This is a genomic window from Burkholderia sp. RF7-non_BP4, assembly GCF_001521935.1.
GTDB classification, from domain to species: Bacteria; Pseudomonadota; Gammaproteobacteria; order Burkholderiales; family Burkholderiaceae; genus Burkholderia; species Burkholderia diffusa.
Genome location: NZ_LOTA01000010.1, coordinates 577619 through 595062 on the forward strand (window position 1 = coordinate 577619; position 17444 = coordinate 595062).

13 protein-coding genes are annotated in these 17444 nt (G+C 68.7%); 11 read left to right on the plus strand and 2 right to left on the minus strand.

The window, feature by feature from the left end; genetic code table 11:
- Positions 1 to 14 precede the first annotated feature (14 nt).
- The 6 genes from WS49_RS06335 (at position 15) to WS49_RS06360 (ending at position 7224) form a co-directional block, all read left to right on the plus strand.
- A complete protein-coding gene (locus tag WS49_RS06335) occupies positions 15 to 1073 on the plus strand; it encodes an NADP-dependent oxidoreductase (protein WP_059525470.1) in 1059 nt (352 codons plus the stop codon).
- A 93-nt stretch (positions 1074 to 1166) separates the two neighbouring features.
- Complete coding sequence (locus WS49_RS06340; protein ID WP_059525472.1) at positions 1167 to 1466, plus strand: putative quinol monooxygenase; 300 nt, start codon at positions 1167 to 1169, stop codon at positions 1464 to 1466.
- A gap of 136 nt (positions 1467 to 1602) precedes the next feature.
- On the plus strand, positions 1603 to 2058 hold the full coding sequence (locus WS49_RS06345; RefSeq protein WP_059525474.1) for a (2Fe-2S)-binding protein: 456 nt from the start codon (positions 1603 to 1605) through the stop codon (positions 2056 to 2058).
- Between the two features lies 1 nt (position 2059).
- Positions 2060 to 4282 (plus strand): xanthine dehydrogenase family protein molybdopterin-binding subunit, encoded by a 2223-nt coding sequence (locus WS49_RS06350; RefSeq protein WP_059525475.1) that lies wholly within the window; start codon positions 2060 to 2062, stop codon positions 4280 to 4282.
- Between the two features lie 15 nt (positions 4283 to 4297).
- A complete protein-coding gene (locus WS49_RS06355) occupies positions 4298 to 5617 on the plus strand; it encodes a c-type cytochrome (protein WP_059525477.1) in 1320 nt (439 codons plus the stop codon).
- A gap of 161 nt (positions 5618 to 5778) precedes the next feature.
- Positions 5779 to 7224, plus strand: a complete 1446-nt coding sequence (locus WS49_RS06360; RefSeq protein ID WP_059525480.1) for an NAD-dependent succinate-semialdehyde dehydrogenase — start codon at positions 5779 to 5781, stop codon at positions 7222 to 7224.
- Positions 7225 to 7392: 168 nt separating this feature from the next.
- Here WS49_RS06360 and tagH read toward each other — a convergent pair whose 3' ends face one another.
- Positions 7393 to 8805 carry a type VI secretion system-associated FHA domain protein TagH gene (gene tagH / locus WS49_RS06365; protein ID WP_059525482.1) on the minus strand — a complete coding sequence of 471 codons (1413 nt, stop codon included), beginning with the start codon at positions 8803 to 8805 and terminating at the stop codon, positions 7393 to 7395.
- Positions 8806 to 8852: 47 nt separating this feature from the next.
- Complete coding sequence (locus WS49_RS06370; RefSeq protein WP_059525484.1) at positions 8853 to 9239, minus strand: TssQ family T6SS-associated lipoprotein; 387 nt, start codon at positions 9237 to 9239, stop codon at positions 8853 to 8855.
- Positions 9240 to 9870: 631 nt separating this feature from the next.
- On the opposite strand from WS49_RS06370, the gene tssJ reads away from it, so the two are divergent.
- The 5 genes from tssJ to tagF are packed head-to-tail and all read left to right on the plus strand — an operon-like array spanning position 9871 to position 17408.
- Positions 9871 to 10386, plus strand: a complete 516-nt coding sequence (tssJ, locus tag WS49_RS06375; RefSeq protein ID WP_059525486.1) for a type VI secretion system lipoprotein TssJ — start codon at positions 9871 to 9873, stop codon at positions 10384 to 10386.
- Positions 10383 to 11765 (plus strand): type VI secretion system baseplate subunit TssK, encoded by a 1383-nt coding sequence (gene tssK, locus WS49_RS06380; RefSeq protein WP_059525489.1) that lies wholly within the window; start codon positions 10383 to 10385, stop codon positions 11763 to 11765. Before tssJ ends, tssK begins: the two co-directional genes overlap by 4 nt.
- A gap of 15 nt (positions 11766 to 11780) precedes the next feature.
- Positions 11781 to 13100, plus strand: coding sequence for a DotU family type VI secretion system protein (locus WS49_RS06385; RefSeq protein ID WP_059525491.1), 1320 nt, complete (start codon positions 11781 to 11783; stop codon positions 13098 to 13100).
- Between the two features lies 1 nt (position 13101).
- The gene (gene tssM, locus WS49_RS06390) at positions 13102 to 16731 is read left to right on the plus strand and encodes a type VI secretion system membrane subunit TssM (RefSeq protein ID WP_059525492.1); all 3630 of its coding nucleotides are present in this window, start codon (positions 13102 to 13104) and stop codon (positions 16729 to 16731) included.
- Entirely contained in the window at positions 16713 to 17408 is a 696-nt protein-coding gene (gene tagF / locus WS49_RS06395) for a type VI secretion system-associated protein TagF (RefSeq protein WP_156437139.1), read from the plus strand. Before tssM ends, tagF begins: the two co-directional genes overlap by 19 nt.
- Positions 17409 to 17444: the final 36 nt, after the last annotated feature.

The window sequence follows — 17444 nt, forward strand, 5'->3', positions numbered from 1 at the left end:
TGACGGAGGTTCCCATGCCGCAAAGCAAGGCAGCAAACCGCAGAATCATCCTGAACGCGCGCCCGGTCGGCGCGCCCACCCCGAACGACTTCCGTACCGAGACCGGCGACGTGCCGGCGCCCGGCGCAGGCCAGGTGCTGTTGCGCACGGTCTGGCTGTCGCTCGACCCGTACATGCGCGGCCGGATGAGCGACGCGCCGTCGTATGCACCGCCGGTCGAACTCGGCGACGTGATGGTCGGCGGCACGATCAGCCGTGTCGTGGCGTCGAACCTGCCCGCGTATCGCGAAGGCGACCTGGTCGTTGCCGGCGGCGGCTGGCAGGACTATTCGCTGTCCGACGGCAGCGATCTCATTCCGCTCGGCCGCGACTTCCCGCATCCGTCGCATGCGCTCGGCGTGCTCGGCATGCCGGGGTTCACCGCATACACCGGACTGCTGACGATCGGCGAGCCGAAGGCCGGCGAAACCGTGGTCGTGGCCGCCGCGAGCGGGGCCGTCGGCGCGGTGGTCGGCCAGATCGCGAAGCTGAAGGGCTGCCGCGTGGTCGGCGTCGCGGGTGGCGCCGACAAGGTCGCGTACGTGAAGGGCACGCTCGGCTTCGACGAGTGCGTCGATCACCGCGATCCGCAATTTGCCGCCCGGCTGAAGGACGCTTGCCCGAACGGCATCGACGTCTATTTCGAGAACGTCGGCGGTGCCGTGTTCGATGCGGTGTGGCCGCTGCTCAACGATCATGCGCGCGTGCCGGTGTGCGGAATCATCGCGCATTACAACGACGCGGCGTACGACGACACCGCGGTATCGGGCGGCCGCGACCGCGTGCCGGCGTTGATGGGCACGATCCTGCGCAAGCGCATCCGGATGCAGGGGTTCATCATTCTGGATCACTATGCGACCGGTTATGCGTCGTTCCTGAAGGAGATGACTGAGTGGGTCGCGCAGGGCAAGGTGAAGACGCTCGAGGATGTGGTCCCCGACCTGGCTGACGCACCGCAAGCACTGATCGGCTTGCTCGCCGGCAAGAATTTCGGCAAGGTCGTCGTGCGCGTGGGCCCGGACGAACTGTCCTGACACCGGCGCAGGACGACACACGACGATTGCACGCTGGCGTCGCGAGACGCCGGCTTGTGGCATGCTCGATTCCGTTTCGAAAGGAGTGACAAGATGGCGCTTCACGTGATTGCTTCCCTGTTCCTGAAACCCGAACACGCGCAGGCCGCCGAGGCCGAATTGCGCAGCATGGTCGCCAAGACGCGCGTCGAACCGGGCAACCGGCGCTACGACCTGTTCCGCGAGCAGGACGGTTCGCCGAACCTGCACCTGTACGAAATCTACGACGACCAGGCCGCGTTCGACGCGCACCTCGCCAGCCCGTATTTCGCCGAATTCCGCGTGAAGTCGGCCGACTGGTTCGCGGCGCCGCCCGTCATCAAGGTGCTGTCGGGCATCGACGTGGCCGAGTAACGACGCAGCACCGTCGTCGCGGCTCGCTCCCGCCCCGGCCGCGCGGCAGCCGTCACGCATGACGCGACGGCAATGACAACGACAACGCGGTGCATCGTTCGCGCCGCTTCCCCAATACATCGGCCCCGGAGTCTGAATGGTCACCCTCAATATCAACGGCGAGAACCGCACGGTCGACGCCCCCGACGACATGCCCCTGCTGTGGGTCCTGCGTGACGTCGTGGGTCTGACCGGCACGAAATTCGGCTGCGGGATCGCGCAATGCGGCGCGTGCACCGTCCATCTCGACGGCGTCGCCGCGCGCTCGTGCGTGCTGCCGGTCGCGGCCGTCGCGGGCCGCAGGATCACGACGATCGAAGCCGTCGGCGCGACCCCGGCCGGGCAGAAGGTTCAGGAAGCGTGGCGCGAGCTCGACGTCGTCCAGTGCGGCTACTGCCAGTCCGGGCAGGTGATGGCGGCCACGGCGCTGATCGCGTCGAATCCGAACCCGAGCGACGCCGACATCGACGCGGCGATGGCCGGCAACATCTGCCGCTGCGGCACGTACAACCGGATTCGCGCGGCCGTCAAGCAAGCTGCGAAGGGGGCGTGACATGTCGCGAGGACTCATCGAAGCAGGGAAGGCCGTCGGCGCGGGCGTGTCGCGCCGTTCGTTTCTGAAGGCGGGCATGTCGCTCGGCGCGGCGGCGGGCGGCGGCTTGCTGCTCGGTTTCAGCCTGCCGGCGGCGGGCGATGACGCACGGCGCTCGGTGATCGGCGGCGATGCGGACGAAAGTGCGCGCGCCGGCGTATTCGCGCCGAACGCATTCGTGCAGATCGACCGCAGCGGCAAGGTCACGCTGGTGATGCCGAAGGTCGAGATGGGGCAAGGCGTCTACACGGCGCTGCCGATGCTGATCGCCGAGGAACTCGAAGTGCCGCTGTCGAACGTCACGCTCGACCACGCGCCGCCCAACGAGAAGCTGTTCCTCGATCCGCTGCTCGGCGGCCAGTTGACGGGCGGCTCGACGTCGGTGCGCTACGCGTGGGAACCGCTGCGCCGCGCGGGCGCGACCGCGCGCACGCTGCTGGTTTCCGCGGCGGCGAAGCAATGGAACGTCGATCCGGCCACCTGCCGGGCGGAAAACGGCGAAGTGCGGCACCCCCCGAGCGGCCGGCGCGCATCGTACGGCCAGCTCGCGGACGCCGCGTCGAAGCTGCCGGTGCCGAAGGACGTCGCGCTGAAGCAGCCGGCCGATTTCAAGCTGATCGGCAAGCCGGTGAAGCGGCTCGATTCGCCCGAGAAGGTCGACGGCACCGCGCAGTTCGGGCTCGACGTGCGTCTGCCCGGCATGCTGTACGCGGTGATCGTGAACAGCCCGGTGTTCGGCGGCACGGTCGCGAGCGTCGACGAGTCGGCCGCGCGGAAGATTCCGGGCGTACGCCAGATCGTGCGCGCGGACAACGCGGTCGCGGTGGTCGGCGATCACACATGGGCCGCGAAGCGCGGCGCGTCGGCGCTCGTCGTGAAGTGGAACGAAGGTGCGGGCGCGAAGGTGTCGACCAGGGACATCGTCGCCGATCTCGCGCAGGCCGCCGCGAACGGGAAGGGCGCGGTCGCGCGCAAGGACGGCGACGTCGGCCACGCGTTCGCGAATGCGAAGACGCGCATCGACGCCGTCTACGAACAGCCGCTCCTTGCGCACGCAACGATGGAGCCGGTGAATTGCACGGTGCACGTGCGCGCCGACGGCTGCGAGATCTGGGTCGGCACGCAGGTGCCGACGCGCGCGCGCGACACGGTGCAGCAGCTCACGGGCTTTCCGCCGGAAAAGATCGTCGTGCACAACCATCTGCTCGGCGGCGGCTTCGGCCGGCGGCTCGAAACGGACATGATCGGCCAGGCCGTGAAGATCGCCAAGCAGGTCAATGCGCCGGTGAAGGTCGTGTGGACCCGCGAGGAAGACATCCAGCACGACATGTATCGGCCGTATTACTACGACCGGATTTCGGCCGGCCTCGACGCGAACGGCAAGCCGGTCGCGTGGCAGCACCGGATCGTCGGTTCGTCGATCCTCGCGCGCTTCGCACCGCCCGCGTTCAAGGACGGCGTCGATCCCGACGCGGTCGAAGTCGCGACCGACCTGCCGTACGACCTGCCGAACCAGTTGATCGATTACGTGCGGCAGGAGCCGCGTCACGTGCCGACGGCGTTCTGGCGCGGCGTCGGCCCGACGCGCAGCACCTTCGTCGTCGAGAGCTTCATCGACGAACTCGCCGCGCAGACCAAGACCGATCCCGTGCAGTACCGCCGCGCGCTGCTCGGCAAGACGCCGCGCGCGCTGAACGTGCTCGACGTCGCGACGAAGGCCGCCGGATGGGGCTCGCCGCTGCCGAAGGGGCAAGGCCGCGGCGTGTCGGTGATGCACGCGTTCGGCAGCTTCTTCTCGATCGTCATCGACGTCGCGGTGGAGGGCGGCGAAGTGCAGGTCAAGCGTGCCGTGTGCGCGGTCGACTGCGGGATGGCCGTGAATCCGGGCACGATCGAGGCGCAAGTGCAGGGCGGCATCATCTTCGGGATCACGGGCGCGCTGTATGGCGAGATCACGATCGAGGACGGCCGCGTCGTGCAGAGCAACTTCACCGACTACCGGATGATGCGCATCAACGAGACGCCGCCGATCGACGTGCATCTCGTGAAGAGCGCCGAGGCGCCGGGCGGAATCGGCGAACCGGGCACCGCCGCGACCGCGGCGGCACTGTCGAACGCGATCTTCGCGGCGACCGGCACGCGGCTGCGCAAGCTTCCGGTCGGCAACCAGCTGAAGACGGCTTGAGGGGAGACACACACCATGCGAAACCTCACCCCGAACAGCCTGAATCGCGCCGCTCGCACGCTCGGCGCATCGTTGATCGCGCTGTCCGCGTTGATGGCCGGCACGACGGCGCATGCCGCGCAAACGACGCCCGCCGACAACGCGCTGGTCGCACGCGGCGCGTATCTCGCGAAGGCCGGCGATTGCGTGGCGTGCCACACCGCGCCGCGCGGCGCGCCGTTCGCCGGCGGCCTGAAGATGGTCACGCCGATGGGCGCGATCTACACGACGAACATCACGCCCGACCCGGACACGGGCATCGGCGGCTATACGGAGGCCGAGTTCGCGGGCGCGCTGCGCTCGGGTGTCGCGAAGGACGGCCATCACCTGTATCCGGCGATGCCGTATGCGTCGTACGCAAAGCTGCGCGACGACGACGTGAAGGCGCTTTACGCGTACTTCATGCACGGCGTCGAGCCGGTGAAGCAGGCGAACCGCGCGTCCGACATTCCGTGGCCGCTCAACATGCGCTGGCCGCTGGCGCTGTGGAACGCGGTGTTCCTCGACACGACGCCGTATACCGACAAGCCGGCGAAAGACGCGACGTGGAACCGCGGCGCGTACCTCGTGCAGGGGCTCGGGCATTGCGGGTCGTGCCATACGCCGCGCGGCGTCGGCTTCCAGGAGAAGGCGCTGGACGAAAGCGGGGCGGCGTTCCTGTCGGGCGCGCCGATCGACAACTGGTTCGCGTCGAACCTGACCGGCGAGCACAACACCGGGCTCGGCCGCTGGAACGATGCGGATGTCGCGCAGTTCCTGAAGACCGGCGCGAACCAGCATGCGACCGCGTTCGGCTCGATGGTCAGCGTGATCAACCACAGCACGCAGGAGCTGACCGACGAGGATCTCGCGGCGATCTCGCGCTATTTGAAATCGCTGCCGGCGGCGGGTGGCACGGGCGCGCCGCCTTACCGTTACGACCCGAAACCGACGCAGGTCGCGTTGGGCCGGCCGGCGAACGATCCGGGCGCAAAGGTGTATAACGCTTTCTGCATGAATTGCCATGGCGCGGACGGTCGCGGCTACGCGCCGCTGCTCGCGCCGCTCGCGGGCAATCCGAACGTGCTCGAGGCCGATGCATCGTCGCTGATCAACGTGACGTTGAACGGCAGCGAGTCGCTCGTGATCGGCGGCGTGCCGTCCGCGTATCCGATGCCGGCGTTCGCGAACCAGCTGAACGACCAGCAGATCGCCGACGTGCTGACGTTCATGCGCGCCGGCTGGAACAACGGCGCGCCGGCCGTGCAGGCGGCGGACGTCGCGAAACTCCGCAAGGCGACGGCGGCCGCGCGCTGAGCGCGGCCGAACGTGGCGGATGACGACGGGCATGCGTGCCGCGTGCGCGTCGTCGAAGGTTGCCGGGGGCAGGGCGCCCGGCAACATGGTGCTTTCTGTCAACCGGCGTGCGGCCGTACGCGGCAGCGCGCGTTTTATCGACGCAAAACTGGGGTGTCTGGATGGCTAACGTGACTTATACGGATACACAACTGCTGATCGACGGCGAGTGGGTCGACGCCGCGAACGGCAAGACGATCGACGTCGTGAACCCGGCGACCGGCAAGACGATCGGCAAGGTGGCCCACGCGGGCATCGCCGATCTCGACCGCGCGCTGGCCGCGGCGCAGCGCGGTTTCGAAGCATGGCGCAAGGTGCCCGCGCACGAGCGCGCGGCGACGATGCGCAAGGCGGCCGCGCTGGTGCGCGAGCGCGCCGACACGATCGCGCAGCTGATGACGCAGGAGCAGGGCAAGCCGCTGACGGAAGCGCGTGTCGAAGTGCTGTCGGCAGCCGACATCATCGAATGGTTCGCGGACGAAGGCCGCCGCGTGTACGGCCGGATCGTCCCGCCGCGCAATCTCGGCGCGCAGCAGACCGTCGTGAAGGAGCCGGTCGGTCCGGTCGCGGCGTTCACGCCGTGGAATTTCCCGGTCAACCAGGTCGTGCGCAAACTGAGCGCCGCGCTCACGACCGGCTGCTCGTTCCTCGTGAAGGCGCCGGAAGAAACCCCGGCGTCGCCGGCCGCGCTGCTGCGCGCGTTCGTCGACGCGGGCGTGCCGGCCGGTGTGATCGGTCTCGTGTACGGCGATCCGGCGGAAATCTCGTCGTACCTGATTCCGCACCCGGTGATCCGCAAGGTGACGTTCACGGGCTCGACGCCGGTCGGCAAGCAGCTCGCGGCGCTCGCGGGCCAGCACATGAAGCGCGCGACGATGGAACTGGGCGGCCACGCGCCGGTGATCGTCGCCGAGGACGCGGACGTCGCGCTGGCGGTGAAGGCCGCCGGTGGCGCGAAGTTCCGCAACGCCGGCCAGGTGTGCATTTCGCCGACGCGTTTCCTCGTGCACAACAGCATTCGCGACGAATTCACGCGCGCGCTGGTCCAGCATGCGCAGGGGCTGAAGATCGGCAACGGCCTCGAGGAAGGCACGACGCTCGGCGCGCTGGCGAATCCGCGCCGGCTGACCGCGATGGCGTCGGTCGTCGAGAACGCGCGCAAGGTCGGCGCGAGCATCGAGACCGGCGGCGAACGGATCGGCTCGGAAGGCAACTTCTTCGCGCCGACCGTGATCGCGAACGTGCCGCTCGAAGCGGACGTGTTCAACAACGAGCCGTTCGGCCCGGTCGCGGCGATCCGCGGTTTCGACAAGCTCGAGGACGCGATCGCCGAAGCGAACCGTCTGCCGTTCGGGCTGGCCGGCTATGCGTTCACGCGCTCGTTCGCGAACGTGCACCTGCTGACGCAGCGTCTCGAAGTCGGGATGCTGTGGATCAACCAGCCCGCGACGCCGTGGCCGGAAATGCCGTTCGGCGGCGTGAAGGATTCCGGCTACGGGTCGGAAGGCGGGCCGGAAGCGCTGGAGCCGTATCTCGTCACGAAGTCGGTGACGGTGATGGCGGTCTGACGACCGTTCGACCACGCGCTTGCCGGCGGTTGTGCGGTGCGCACGCGGGTAGCGTTGCCGAAGGCCGGGCGTTCTGCCCGGCCTTGTTGTTTCTGCGTCGCTGGCGGTCGGCTTCGCCCGGGAATGGCGGTCGTTCCCGCCGACCACTGGGCATACGATGCCCGCCGCTCAATGCCGGCTGCTGCCGCGATAGCTTTCCACCTCCGCGTCGTACGCGGCGAGAAACGCCTTGCCGAACACCGACGCGAAATCGTCTTCGATCGCGAACACCGTGTCGCGATGCGTCGCCGCGTAGCGGTCCCACATCCTCGCCTTGTACAGCGCGGGCACGTGCTTCTCGTACCAGCGCATCGCATCGTCGCGCTCGCGCAGCCGTTGCGGCGAAAAGCGCGTCAGCAGGTCCATCAGCGCGGCGCGCATGCCGGCGACCATGCCGATCTGGTGCGCGTGCAGATCCTGGAACGCGTCGCTGACCGCGCTCTGCGGCGACATGAAGCCCGGCAGCGGCAGCCCGAACATCTGGCGCAGCACGGCGCCGCCGTCCGGCAGCAGCTTCAGCGGATTGTTCTCGCGATCGAGCAGCATCGTCATGTGCGCCTTCACCTCCCGCTTCAGGATGCTGCGCGACGACAGCAGCTCGACCGTGCCGTTCGCGAACAGCGCCAGCAACTGCCCCGCGATGTACAGCTGTTCGGCCGACCATTGATGCGACTCGGCGGCGGTATCGAGTCCGGCGCCTTCGAAGAACGCATTCAGCAATTCATCGGGCGTCGGCACGCGGTTCGCCTGCGGTGCAGGCTCATCGACGGGACGTGGCTCGGCATGCGCCGTCGCCGGTTGCACACGCACGTGCTGCGTCCACTCGGGCGCATGATCGGCTTGTGTCGCGGACGACGACGCGCCGCGATCCGCCTCGCCGCGTTCGGACGGAGACGCCGAACCCGATCCACCGATATCGGGCGACGACTGCACAAACAAGTCGAGCGGGTCGGTCGACAACTGATTCAGGTCGCGTGGCGACGGCGCGGCCGGCGCGGCGCGGCTCGCGGGCTGCGCCGCCTCCCTGCGCGCCGTCGTGCCGGATCGCGTGCCGGCGTCCGCTGCCTTGCCGCGTGGAGCGAGGCGATCCTGCAGCAGGCCCCACAACCGGTTGCCGGTCGTCTTCGCGTCGACGTGCGCGTGTGCGGCGGTTCCCGACGTGCCTCGCGGGTCGGCGCTCGCGCTGGAGGCGGTCGGCATGTCGACGACCGGCGCGTCATGTCCGTCGTCACGCTCGGCACGCAGCACGTACGGCCCGATGCGGATGATGTCGCCGGTATTGAGCGGGCGCTCCTGTGCATAGCCGACGGGCTCGCGGTTCACCTCGATCGTCGACACGCTGCTCAGGTTCTTCAGCAGGCACGCATCGTCACCGACCTGCAGCAGGGCCTGCAGCCGGGAAATCTGCCGGGTGTCGTCGCGCAGCACGAGATGGTTGTCGGTTGCCCGGCCGATGGTGCCGCCGGGCGGGTGGAACACGACGGCGTCGTAGGTGTCGCTTTCGACCGGCTCGCCGGCATGTTCGATCACGATCAGTTGCATGTCATACGTCGCTCGGTAAGGAAACGCTGGCGGGGATTCCGGTTCGGTCAAGATGACGACGCATGCCTGCGACGCGCGAACTCGAACGCGGGCCCCCAGATCGGATGTCCCTTCTCGGCGGGGGACAAGTCGAAGCGCGGGTTGAGGTCGAGAATCTTCGAGAACTCGGCGCGGCACTGCGCGATGCGGTTCGTCACGCAATAGCTGAACGCGAGCAGCTTGTGCGCGGTGACCTGCGTGTCGGTATCGGCCCCGTCGATCTCCTTCGCTCGGCTCAGGACCGCGATCGTGCGTCCGTAGTCGCCGGCGCCGTACGCCGCGCGCGCGCTGTCGACCGCGGCGCGCGCCGCCGATTGCGTGGGGGACGTGCTGCACCCGCCGATTCCCAGCAGCAAGGCGCCGAGGAAAATCACGATCGATGAGCGGCCTTTCATTCTGAAATGAAATATTTGCGTTATTGGAGGGTGGTGCACAAGCGCTGTTGGATTCTAGTGCCAATCAGGGCGGGCGATGTCGCCGTTACGTTTTGTTTCATTTTGGAAATTGCGCCCGAGTTTCCACTCAAATCGATTCCGGGTTTTCGACTTGTTAATCCATAAAATCGATTCTATAGTTCGCTGTGCTTTTTGGGATTCGTCAGTTGTTTGCCCGGCACCGGTCAATGATCGGAAAAGCCGGCCCTCCGTTCGGGCAACGCAAACAGCGTGACACGACCCGCAGGGCGTAGCCACCGACCGCCGACGGCCGTCAGGCTTGGGTTCAACGTCCATACCGCAAGTGAACCTGCAATAGAACCGGGCCGCCGTGGCGAACCGGTCGGATTAACGCGCCTTTTCAAAATGACAGAAATCAATCCAATTCATTGCCATTTCCCCAATTTCGATCTCGTTCAGCAATTGGCGATTTGACCCGTCTTTTTGCAAGAATAAATTGCCGAGTGAAATTTAAGCGGAAGGATATGCAAGTCACATAATTACCGGTCAATTAATTGTCCCCTTTTAATTAGAGGTGTCGGTTTCGCGTACGGAAATCGACGGGGGAATTATTGCGCTGCGAGGATGAAATATGCGCCGGCGGTCGAGCGGGTTCATCGTATTGGGATGTGCATTGCTGTTGCCCGGATGCGGCGCCACCGAGCGTGCCGCCGCGGTGCCGTATGCGATCACCGTCGACGTGGCGCCCGACGTCAATCCGGACCTCAACCGCAAGCCTTCGCCGATCGTGCTGAAGGTGTTCCAGCTGCGCGCGGCATCGGCGTTCGACGGCGCCGACTTCTTCTCGCTGCAGGACAAGCCCGAGAACATCCTCGGCGCGGACCTGCTCGGCACCGATCGCGTGATCCTGCGCCCGGGCGAGTCGCGCACGCTGCATTACCGCGGCAACGTCGAGGCCGGCGCGGTCGGCGTGATCGCCGAATACCGGATGCTCGACAAGAACCGCTGGCGCCTCACGGTGCCGCTACCGCGCGCGAAGCAGCTCAACGTATACAAGTTCTGGCAGACGTCGCCCGGCGAGCTGAAGCTGTCGATCGCGGTGAGGAACGGCGGTCTCGCGCTGAACGACACGCGGGGGCGCCCATGACCGAACCGACGATGTCCGCGACGCCGGTCGCCGCACTGCGCCAGCGCGTGGTGTGGACCGAAGGGATGTTCCTTCGGCCGCAGCATTTCCAGCAGCTCGAACGGCACTGGGAGCGCTACGTCGCGCTGCGCTGCCTGCCGCTGCAGGGCTTCTACTGGGGCTTCGACACGCTCGAGATCGACCGGGAGCAGCTCGCGCTCGGCAAGGTCGCGCTACGCGCGGCGGCGGGCGTGATGCGCGACGGCACGCCGTTCGACCTGTCGCATCCCGACGATCTGCCCGAGCCGCTCGACGTGCCACCGGATGCGAAGGACCAGCTCGTCGTGCTCGCGCTGCCGTTGTGGCGCGGCGGCGGCGAGGAGGTGTCGTTCGGCGGGAACGCAAGCGGCAACGGCGGCGCGGACGTCGCGCGCTACGTCGTTCGCGAATACGAAGTGGCCGATGCGAACGCGGTCGCGCTCGGCCCCGCACTGCTGCAAACGGGGCGCCTGAACGTCCGGCTGATGCTGGACACCGAGCTGACCGGCGACTGGCATGCGCTCGGCGTCGTGCGGATCGTCGAGCGGCGCACCGACGCGCGACTGCTCGTCGACGACGGCTACATTCCGCCGCGTCTGGTCGCGCAGCACGACGCGGCGTTGCTGGCATACACGCGCGAGCTGCACGGATTGCTGACGCAGCGCAGCGACGCGCTGGCCGAGCGCCTGTCGGAGCCGGGGCGCGGCGGCGTATCGGAAGTCGCGGATTTCCTGCTGCTGCAACTGGTGAACCGCTATCTGGCGCTGACCTGGCACGCGCAACAGGACGTCGCGACGCATCCGGAGGCGCTGTTCCGCGACTGGCTGAAGCTCGCATGCGACCTCAGCACGTTCACGGCGGCCGGCCGGCGCCCGCAATCGCTCGCGGTCTACGTGCACGACGACCTGCGCACGAGCTTCGCCGAATTGATGACGGAGCTGCGCCGGTCGCTGTCGACGGTGCTGGAGCAAAACGCGATCCAGATCGAGCTGCGCGACGCGGGCAACGGCATCCGGGTCGCGACGCTCGCCGATCCCGCGCTGCGCGACACGGCCGGCTTCGTGCTGGCCGTGCGCGCGGACGTGCCGGCCGACAGCCTGCGCGCGCGGTTTCCGGCGCAGGCGAAGCTCGGCCCGGTTGAGCGGATCCGCGACCTGGTGCAGTTGCAGCTGCCGGGCATCACGATGCGCCAGTTGCCGGTCGCGCCGCGGCAGATCCCGTATCACGCGGGTCATACGTACTTCGAGATCGACAAGGGCAGCGACCTGTGGAAGCAGCTGGCGCGCTCCGGCGGTCTCGCATTTCATTTCGCCGGCGAATTTCCGGGGCTCTCGATGGAGTTCTGGGCGATTCGCGGGTGAGGGCGGGGCAGCGCGATGAATTCTTCCTCCGATTCGATTTCCGCCGGCGCAGGCGGGTTCGTGCCGCCGAATCCGGGCGGCATGCATCCATCGGCCGCGTCCGGCGCGGCCGGGCCGACGGCCACGCAGCCGCGCCCCGGCCGCTGGGCCGCCAGCGGCACGAATCCGCTCGTCGCGGCAGCCAACCCGCTGCTCAATCTCGTGCCCCAGATCCGCTCGACCGTCCATCATCCGAATCCGGCATGGCTGCGCGAGCACCTCGTCGTCGAGATCCGTCAGTTCGAGGCTCGCGCGCAGGAAGCCGGCGTGCCGTCCGAGGCGATCATCGGCGCGCGCTACTGCCTGTGCACGGCGCTCGACGAAGCAGCCGCGCTGACGCCGTGGGGCGGCAGCGTGTGGTCGTCGCACAGCCTGCTCGTGTCGTTCCACAACGAAACCTGGGGCGGCGAGAAGTTCTTCCACCTGCTCGAACGCCTGTCCCAGCAGCCGCGCCAGCACCTCGACCTGCTGGAGCTGCTGTATTTCTGTCTCGCGCTCGGCTTCGAGGGCCGCTATCGGGTGCTCGACAACGGTCATGCGGAGCTCGACGCGCTGCGCTGGCAACTGGCTCACACGATCCGCTCGGTGCGCGGCGAATTCGAGCCCGCGCTGTCGCCGCACTGGCGCGACGTCGTCACGCGCGACGTGTCGCGTCGCTTCGTCGTGCCGCTCTGGGTCTGTGTGGCGCTTGCGCTGCTGATCGGCTTCGGCGTGTTCGTCGGGCTGCGCATCGCGCTGGCCGGGCATTCGGACCGGCTGTTCGCGTCGATCGACGCGCTGCACGTGCCGAAGCTGCAGCCTGCTCAGGCACCGCCGCGCCCGGCGGCGGCGCCGCGCGTCGCCAAGTTCCTGGCGCCGGAGATCGCGGCCGGCCTCGTGTCGGTGCGCGACGACGCCGATCGCAGCGTGATCGTGCTGCGCGGCGACGGGCTGTTCAAGTCCGGCTCGACGTCGGTGATCGACCGTTACGCGCCGGTGCTCGCACGCGTCGCGGATGCGCTCAACCAGGTGCCCGGCAACGTGCGTGTGACCGGCTATACCGACGACACGCCGGTGCACACGGCACGCTTCGCGTCGAACTGGGACTTGTCGCGCGAGCGCGCGGAGGCCGTGCGCGGCATGATCGCCGCGCGCCTCGACCATCCGGAGCGACTCGCGGCCGAGGGGCGCGGCACGCTCGATCCGGTCGCGCCGAACGATACGCCCGCGAACCGCGCGCTGAACCGGCGCGTCGAGATCACGCTGCTGCCGGCGCCCGGCAGTGCCGCCGTCGGCGCGACGCAGGGAGCGCACTGACATGAACCAGGCTGTCGCGCGTTTCGTCCGGCCGTTGCCGTCGCGGGAGATCTGGACCTTCGCCGGTCTCGTCGTGCTCGCGTGTTTCGTGTGGCTCGCCGGGCCGCTGTTCGCGTTCGCCGAGATCCGCCCGCTCGAAAGCGGCTGGGCGCGCGCGGCGACGATCGCGGTGCTGTTCGCCGCGTGGGGCGCACGCGTGGCGTGGCGAAGCTGGCACGCAAGCCGCTTGAACGCGCAGTTGCTGAACCAGTTGCGCGAGGCCGCGCCCGGGCCGGCGAACGCCGACGACCCGGCCAAGGCCCAGCTCGACGAGCTGCGCAGCCGCTTCGACGAGGCCGCGGCGCTGCTGAAGAAGGTCCGCTTCGGGCAGGCGGACACCGCGCGCAAGGGGTTGGCGCGTTGGTTCGACCGGATGTCGCGCCAGTATCTGTACCAGTTGCCGTGGTACGTGTTCATCGGCGCGCCAGGCTCGGGCAAGACGACCGCGCTCGTCAATTCCGGGCTCAGTTTTCCGCTCGCCGAGCAGTTCGGCCGTGCCGCGATTCGCGGTGTGGGCGGCACCCGGCACTGCGACTGGTGGTTCACGAACGACGCGGTGCTGATCGACACGGCCGGCCGCTACACGACCCATGAAGGCAACCGCGCACTCGACGAAGCCGAGTGGAAAGGCTTCGTCGAACTGCTGAAGAAGTACCGCACGCGCCAGCCGCTGAACGGCGCGATGCTGACGATCAGCGTCGCCGACCTGGTCGGCGCGTCGGAAGCCGAGCGCACGCAGCACGCGATGGTGCTGCGCAAGCGGCTGCTCGAGCTGCGGGCGCAGCTCGGCATCCGGTTTCCCGTCTACCTGCTCGTGACGAAGGCCGACCTGCTGGCCGGCTTCGCCGAGTATTTCGGCGGCTTCGGCCGCGCGGAATGCGCGCAGGTGTGGGGTTTCACGTTCCCGCTCGCGCAAAGCGAGGCGCCGGGCTTCGACCTGCGTGCCGACTTCGACCGCGAATACCGGCTGCTGCACCAGCGGCTGAACGACGGGCTGCCCGAGCTGCTCGCCACACAGACCGACGCGCGCCAGCGCGAGATGGCGTACCTGCTGCCGCAGCAGGTCGCCGACTTGCAGGACATGCTCGGCCAGTTCGTCGCCGAAGTGTTTTCCGTGTCGAGCTTCGAGCCGATGCCGATGTTGCGCGGCGTGTACCTGACGAGCGGCACGCAGGAAGGCACCGCGTTCGACCGCGTGATGAGCGGCATCAAGCGCTTCCTGAAGATCGAGGGCGTGCCGCCGGTTGCCCAGGTCGGCTCGACCGGGCGCAGCTTCTTCTTGAAGTCGTTGCTGCAGGAGCACATCTTCCGCGAAGCCGCGCTCGCCGGCAGCGACCTGCGCTGGCATCAGAAGCGGCGCGTGTTGCAGATCGCCGGCTATGCGCTCCTCGCGCTCGCGAGCGTGGTCGTGCTGGCCGCCTGGCTGCGCAGCTATGCGAACAATCGCGCGTATCTCGACCGGATCGCGCAGCAGGTGCCCGCCGTCGATGCGCAGATCGCCGGTGCGAAGTTCTCGGATGCGGCCGACATCGCGCGGCTGCTGCCGGTGCTCGATGCGCTCGGCGGGCTCGCGAATGCCGGCGGCGTCGACCGCTCGCATCCGCCGCTCGCGTACCGCTGGGGGCTGTTTCAGGGCGAGAAGATCGACGAGGCCGTCGACGCCGTGTACCGGCGCGCGCTCGACGACGTGCTGCTGCCGATCGCCGCGCGCCGGATGGAGGCCGCGCTGAGCGATGCGCGGCCGGACGAAACCGACTACGCGTATGCGGCGCTGAAGGCCTACCTGATGCTGTACGACAGCGCGCATTACGATCCCGCGTTCGTGCAGGCCGTCGTCGATCTGGAAATGGAGCGCTCGTTGCCGCCCGATTTCTCGCCGGCCGAACGCTCGGCGCTGCGCGCGCATCTCGCCGCGCTGTTCGGCAACCGGGTGGCCGTGTCGCCGTATCCGATGAACGAGCGGCTCGTGGCCGACGTGCGCGACCGGCTGCGGCAGGTGCCGTTCTCGCAGCGGCTGTATCGCCAGCTCACGCGCACGCTGCGGCCGGCGACGTCCGCGTTCGATTTCAGCGTCGCGCGCGCGGTGGGGCCCGACGCGTCGCTCGTGTTCCGCCGCCAGAGCGGCAAGCCGCTGTCGGAAGGCGTGCCGGGCCTGTATACGCGCAACGGCTATCGGAACGTGTTCGCGCCGCGCCTCGCGGGCGAGGTCGACGCATACGGGCGCGAGGAGGTGTGGGTGCTGAATCTCGGGCTGTCCGAGATCCCCGGGCCGAACGACGCCGCCGCATGGGCGCGCGACATCCGCCAGCTGTACCTGAACGACTATCTGAAGATCTGGGACGACCATCTCGCCGACATCAAGCTGCAGCGCACGGCGACGCTCGCGCAGAGCATCCAGGTCGCGCGCGCGCTGTCGTCGGCGGATTCGCCGCTCACCCGGCTGATGATCGCACTCGCACGCGACACGGCGCTCGGCGACGCGCCGGGCGGCGCGCGCAATCTCGCGTCGCGCGCGCAGGACAAGGTCGACGAGGCGCGCAGTTCGCTGTCGCAGATCTTCGCGGGGCAGGGCGCGAGCGACGCGAATCCGTCAGCGGTGGCGCCCGCGAGCCCCGAGCAGGTGGTCGACAGCCACTTCGCCGGGCTGCGCGCGTTCGCGCCGGGCAGCGGTGACCAGGCGCAGGCGTTCGACGCGGTGCTGAAGTCGATCGACGCGCTCTATACGTACCTGACGGCCACCGACGATGCGCTGCGCAGCGGCGCCCAGCCGCCGCCGTCCGACGCGCCCGCGCGACTGCGCGCGCAGGCCGGTCGGCTGCCCACGCCGTTCCGCGAAGTGCTCGACGACCTGTCGAACGTCGCGAACGGCAGCGTCGCGACCGTCGAGCAGCGCAGCGTCGCGCAGCGGGCCGGCGCGAACGTCGGCGATTTCTGCCGGCAGGCGATCGCGGGCCGCTATCCGTTCGCGCGCGGATCGTCGCGCGACGTCGCACCGGCGGATTTCGCGCAGATGTTCGCGCCGGGCGGCCTGATGGACGATTTCTTCCAGAAGAACCTGCAGTCGATCGTCGATACGACGTCGCATCCGTGGCGTTTCGCGAACCGCAACGCGGACGCCGATCCGGCGGCGGCCGCGATGCTTTCGTCGTTCGAGAAGGCCGCGGTGATTCGCGACGCCTATTTCGGCGGCGGCGCACGCACGGCGCAACTGAAGGTGCAGATCCAGCCGCTCGAAATGGACCCGTCGCTCACGGAGATGGTGCTCGACGTCGACGGCCAGATCGTCCGTTATGCGCACGGCCCGCTCGTGCAGAGCGCGGTGGACTGGCCGGGCACGCGCGGCAGCAACCAGGTGCGCCTGCAGGTGTCGGGGCAGGCCGGCGCGACCGACGGCTTCACGACCAACGGGCCGTGGGCGCTGCACCGGCTGTTCGACCGCGCGGCCGTGTCGGCCGGGCGCGGGTCGGACCAGATGGTCGCGCGCTTCACCGTCGACGGCAAACCGCTCGTGCTGCAGGTGAATGCGGGCAGTGTCCGCAATCCGTTCAGGCTGCCCCAGATGGAGTCCTTTACATGCCCTCCGAAGCAATGAGCCGCCTGCCGCCGCTCACGCGCGCCGATGGCGACGCCCCGGCCTGGTACGGAAAGATCCCCGGCGCCGGCGACTTCGTGAACAGCCGGCTGCCGCATGCGCTCGCGCAGTGGTGGGAACGCTGGCTTCAGCAGGGGATGGCCGCGATGCGCCAGCGTGGCCCGGACGAGATCGCGCGCCACTACACGGTCGCGCCGGTCTGGAATTTCCTGGTGCCGGCGGGCGCCGGCGCGTCGTGCGTGCAGGCAGGTTGTCTCGCGCCGAGCTGCGACCGCGTCGGGCGCTACTACCCGGTGATCGTCACGCTGCCGATGCCGGCGGCCGACTACTGGAACGGGCTGCCGGACGCCGCCGACGCGTTCTACTGGCAGATCGGCCACGCGCTGCTCGACGCGATTCGGCATGCGCGCGCGCCAGTCGACCTCGAGGAGACGCTTGACCGCGTGCGGCTCGCGCCGGGCGGCGGGCCGCCGGCGGAAGTTGTCGACGGGATGCCGGCAACGCTGCCCGAACGACCGGCGCTCGCCGCGTGGCCCGGGCTGTCCGGTTATTTCGATCCCCACGGCGGGACGAGCTTCTGGTGGACCAATCGCGCCGACGGCTCGCCGCTGCGCACGCATGCGCATACAGGTGCACCCGACAACGCGCTGTTCCTGACGCTGTTCGGCGGTAGCTGACGGTGCCGGTCGGCGGTCGGAGGCTGGCAACGCAGG

Bases quoted from the DNA above. Each gene is read 5' to 3' on its own strand.
- WS49_RS06335 (WP_059525470.1), top strand. From the start codon at position 15: ATGCCGCAAAGCAAGGCAGCAAACCGCAGAATCATCCTGAACGCGCGC.
- WS49_RS06340 (WP_059525472.1), top strand. From the start codon at position 1,167: ATGGCGCTTCACGTGATTGCTTCCCTGTTCCTGAAACCCGAACACGCG.
- WS49_RS06345 (WP_059525474.1), top strand. From the start codon at position 1,603: ATGGTCACCCTCAATATCAACGGCGAGAACCGCACGGTCGACGCCCCC.
- WS49_RS06350 (WP_059525475.1), top strand. From the start codon at position 2,060: ATGTCGCGAGGACTCATCGAAGCAGGGAAGGCCGTCGGCGCGGGCGTG.
- WS49_RS06355 (WP_059525477.1), top strand. From the start codon at position 4,298: ATGCGAAACCTCACCCCGAACAGCCTGAATCGCGCCGCTCGCACGCTC.
- WS49_RS06360 (WP_059525480.1), top strand. From the start codon at position 5,779: ATGGCTAACGTGACTTATACGGATACACAACTGCTGATCGACGGCGAG.
- tagH (WP_059525482.1), bottom strand. From the start codon at position 8,805: ATGCAACTGATCGTGATCGAACATGCCGGCGAGCCGGTCGAAAGCGAC.
- WS49_RS06370 (WP_059525484.1), bottom strand. From the start codon at position 9,239: ATGAAAGGCCGCTCATCGATCGTGATTTTCCTCGGCGCCTTGCTGCTG.
- tssJ (WP_059525486.1), top strand. From the start codon at position 9,871: ATGCGCCGGCGGTCGAGCGGGTTCATCGTATTGGGATGTGCATTGCTG.
- tssK (WP_059525489.1), top strand. From the start codon at position 10,383: ATGACCGAACCGACGATGTCCGCGACGCCGGTCGCCGCACTGCGCCAG.
- WS49_RS06385 (WP_059525491.1), top strand. From the start codon at position 11,781: ATGAATTCTTCCTCCGATTCGATTTCCGCCGGCGCAGGCGGGTTCGTG.
- tssM (WP_059525492.1), top strand. From the start codon at position 13,102: ATGAACCAGGCTGTCGCGCGTTTCGTCCGGCCGTTGCCGTCGCGGGAG.
- tagF (WP_156437139.1), top strand. From the start codon at position 16,713: ATGCCCTCCGAAGCAATGAGCCGCCTGCCGCCGCTCACGCGCGCCGAT.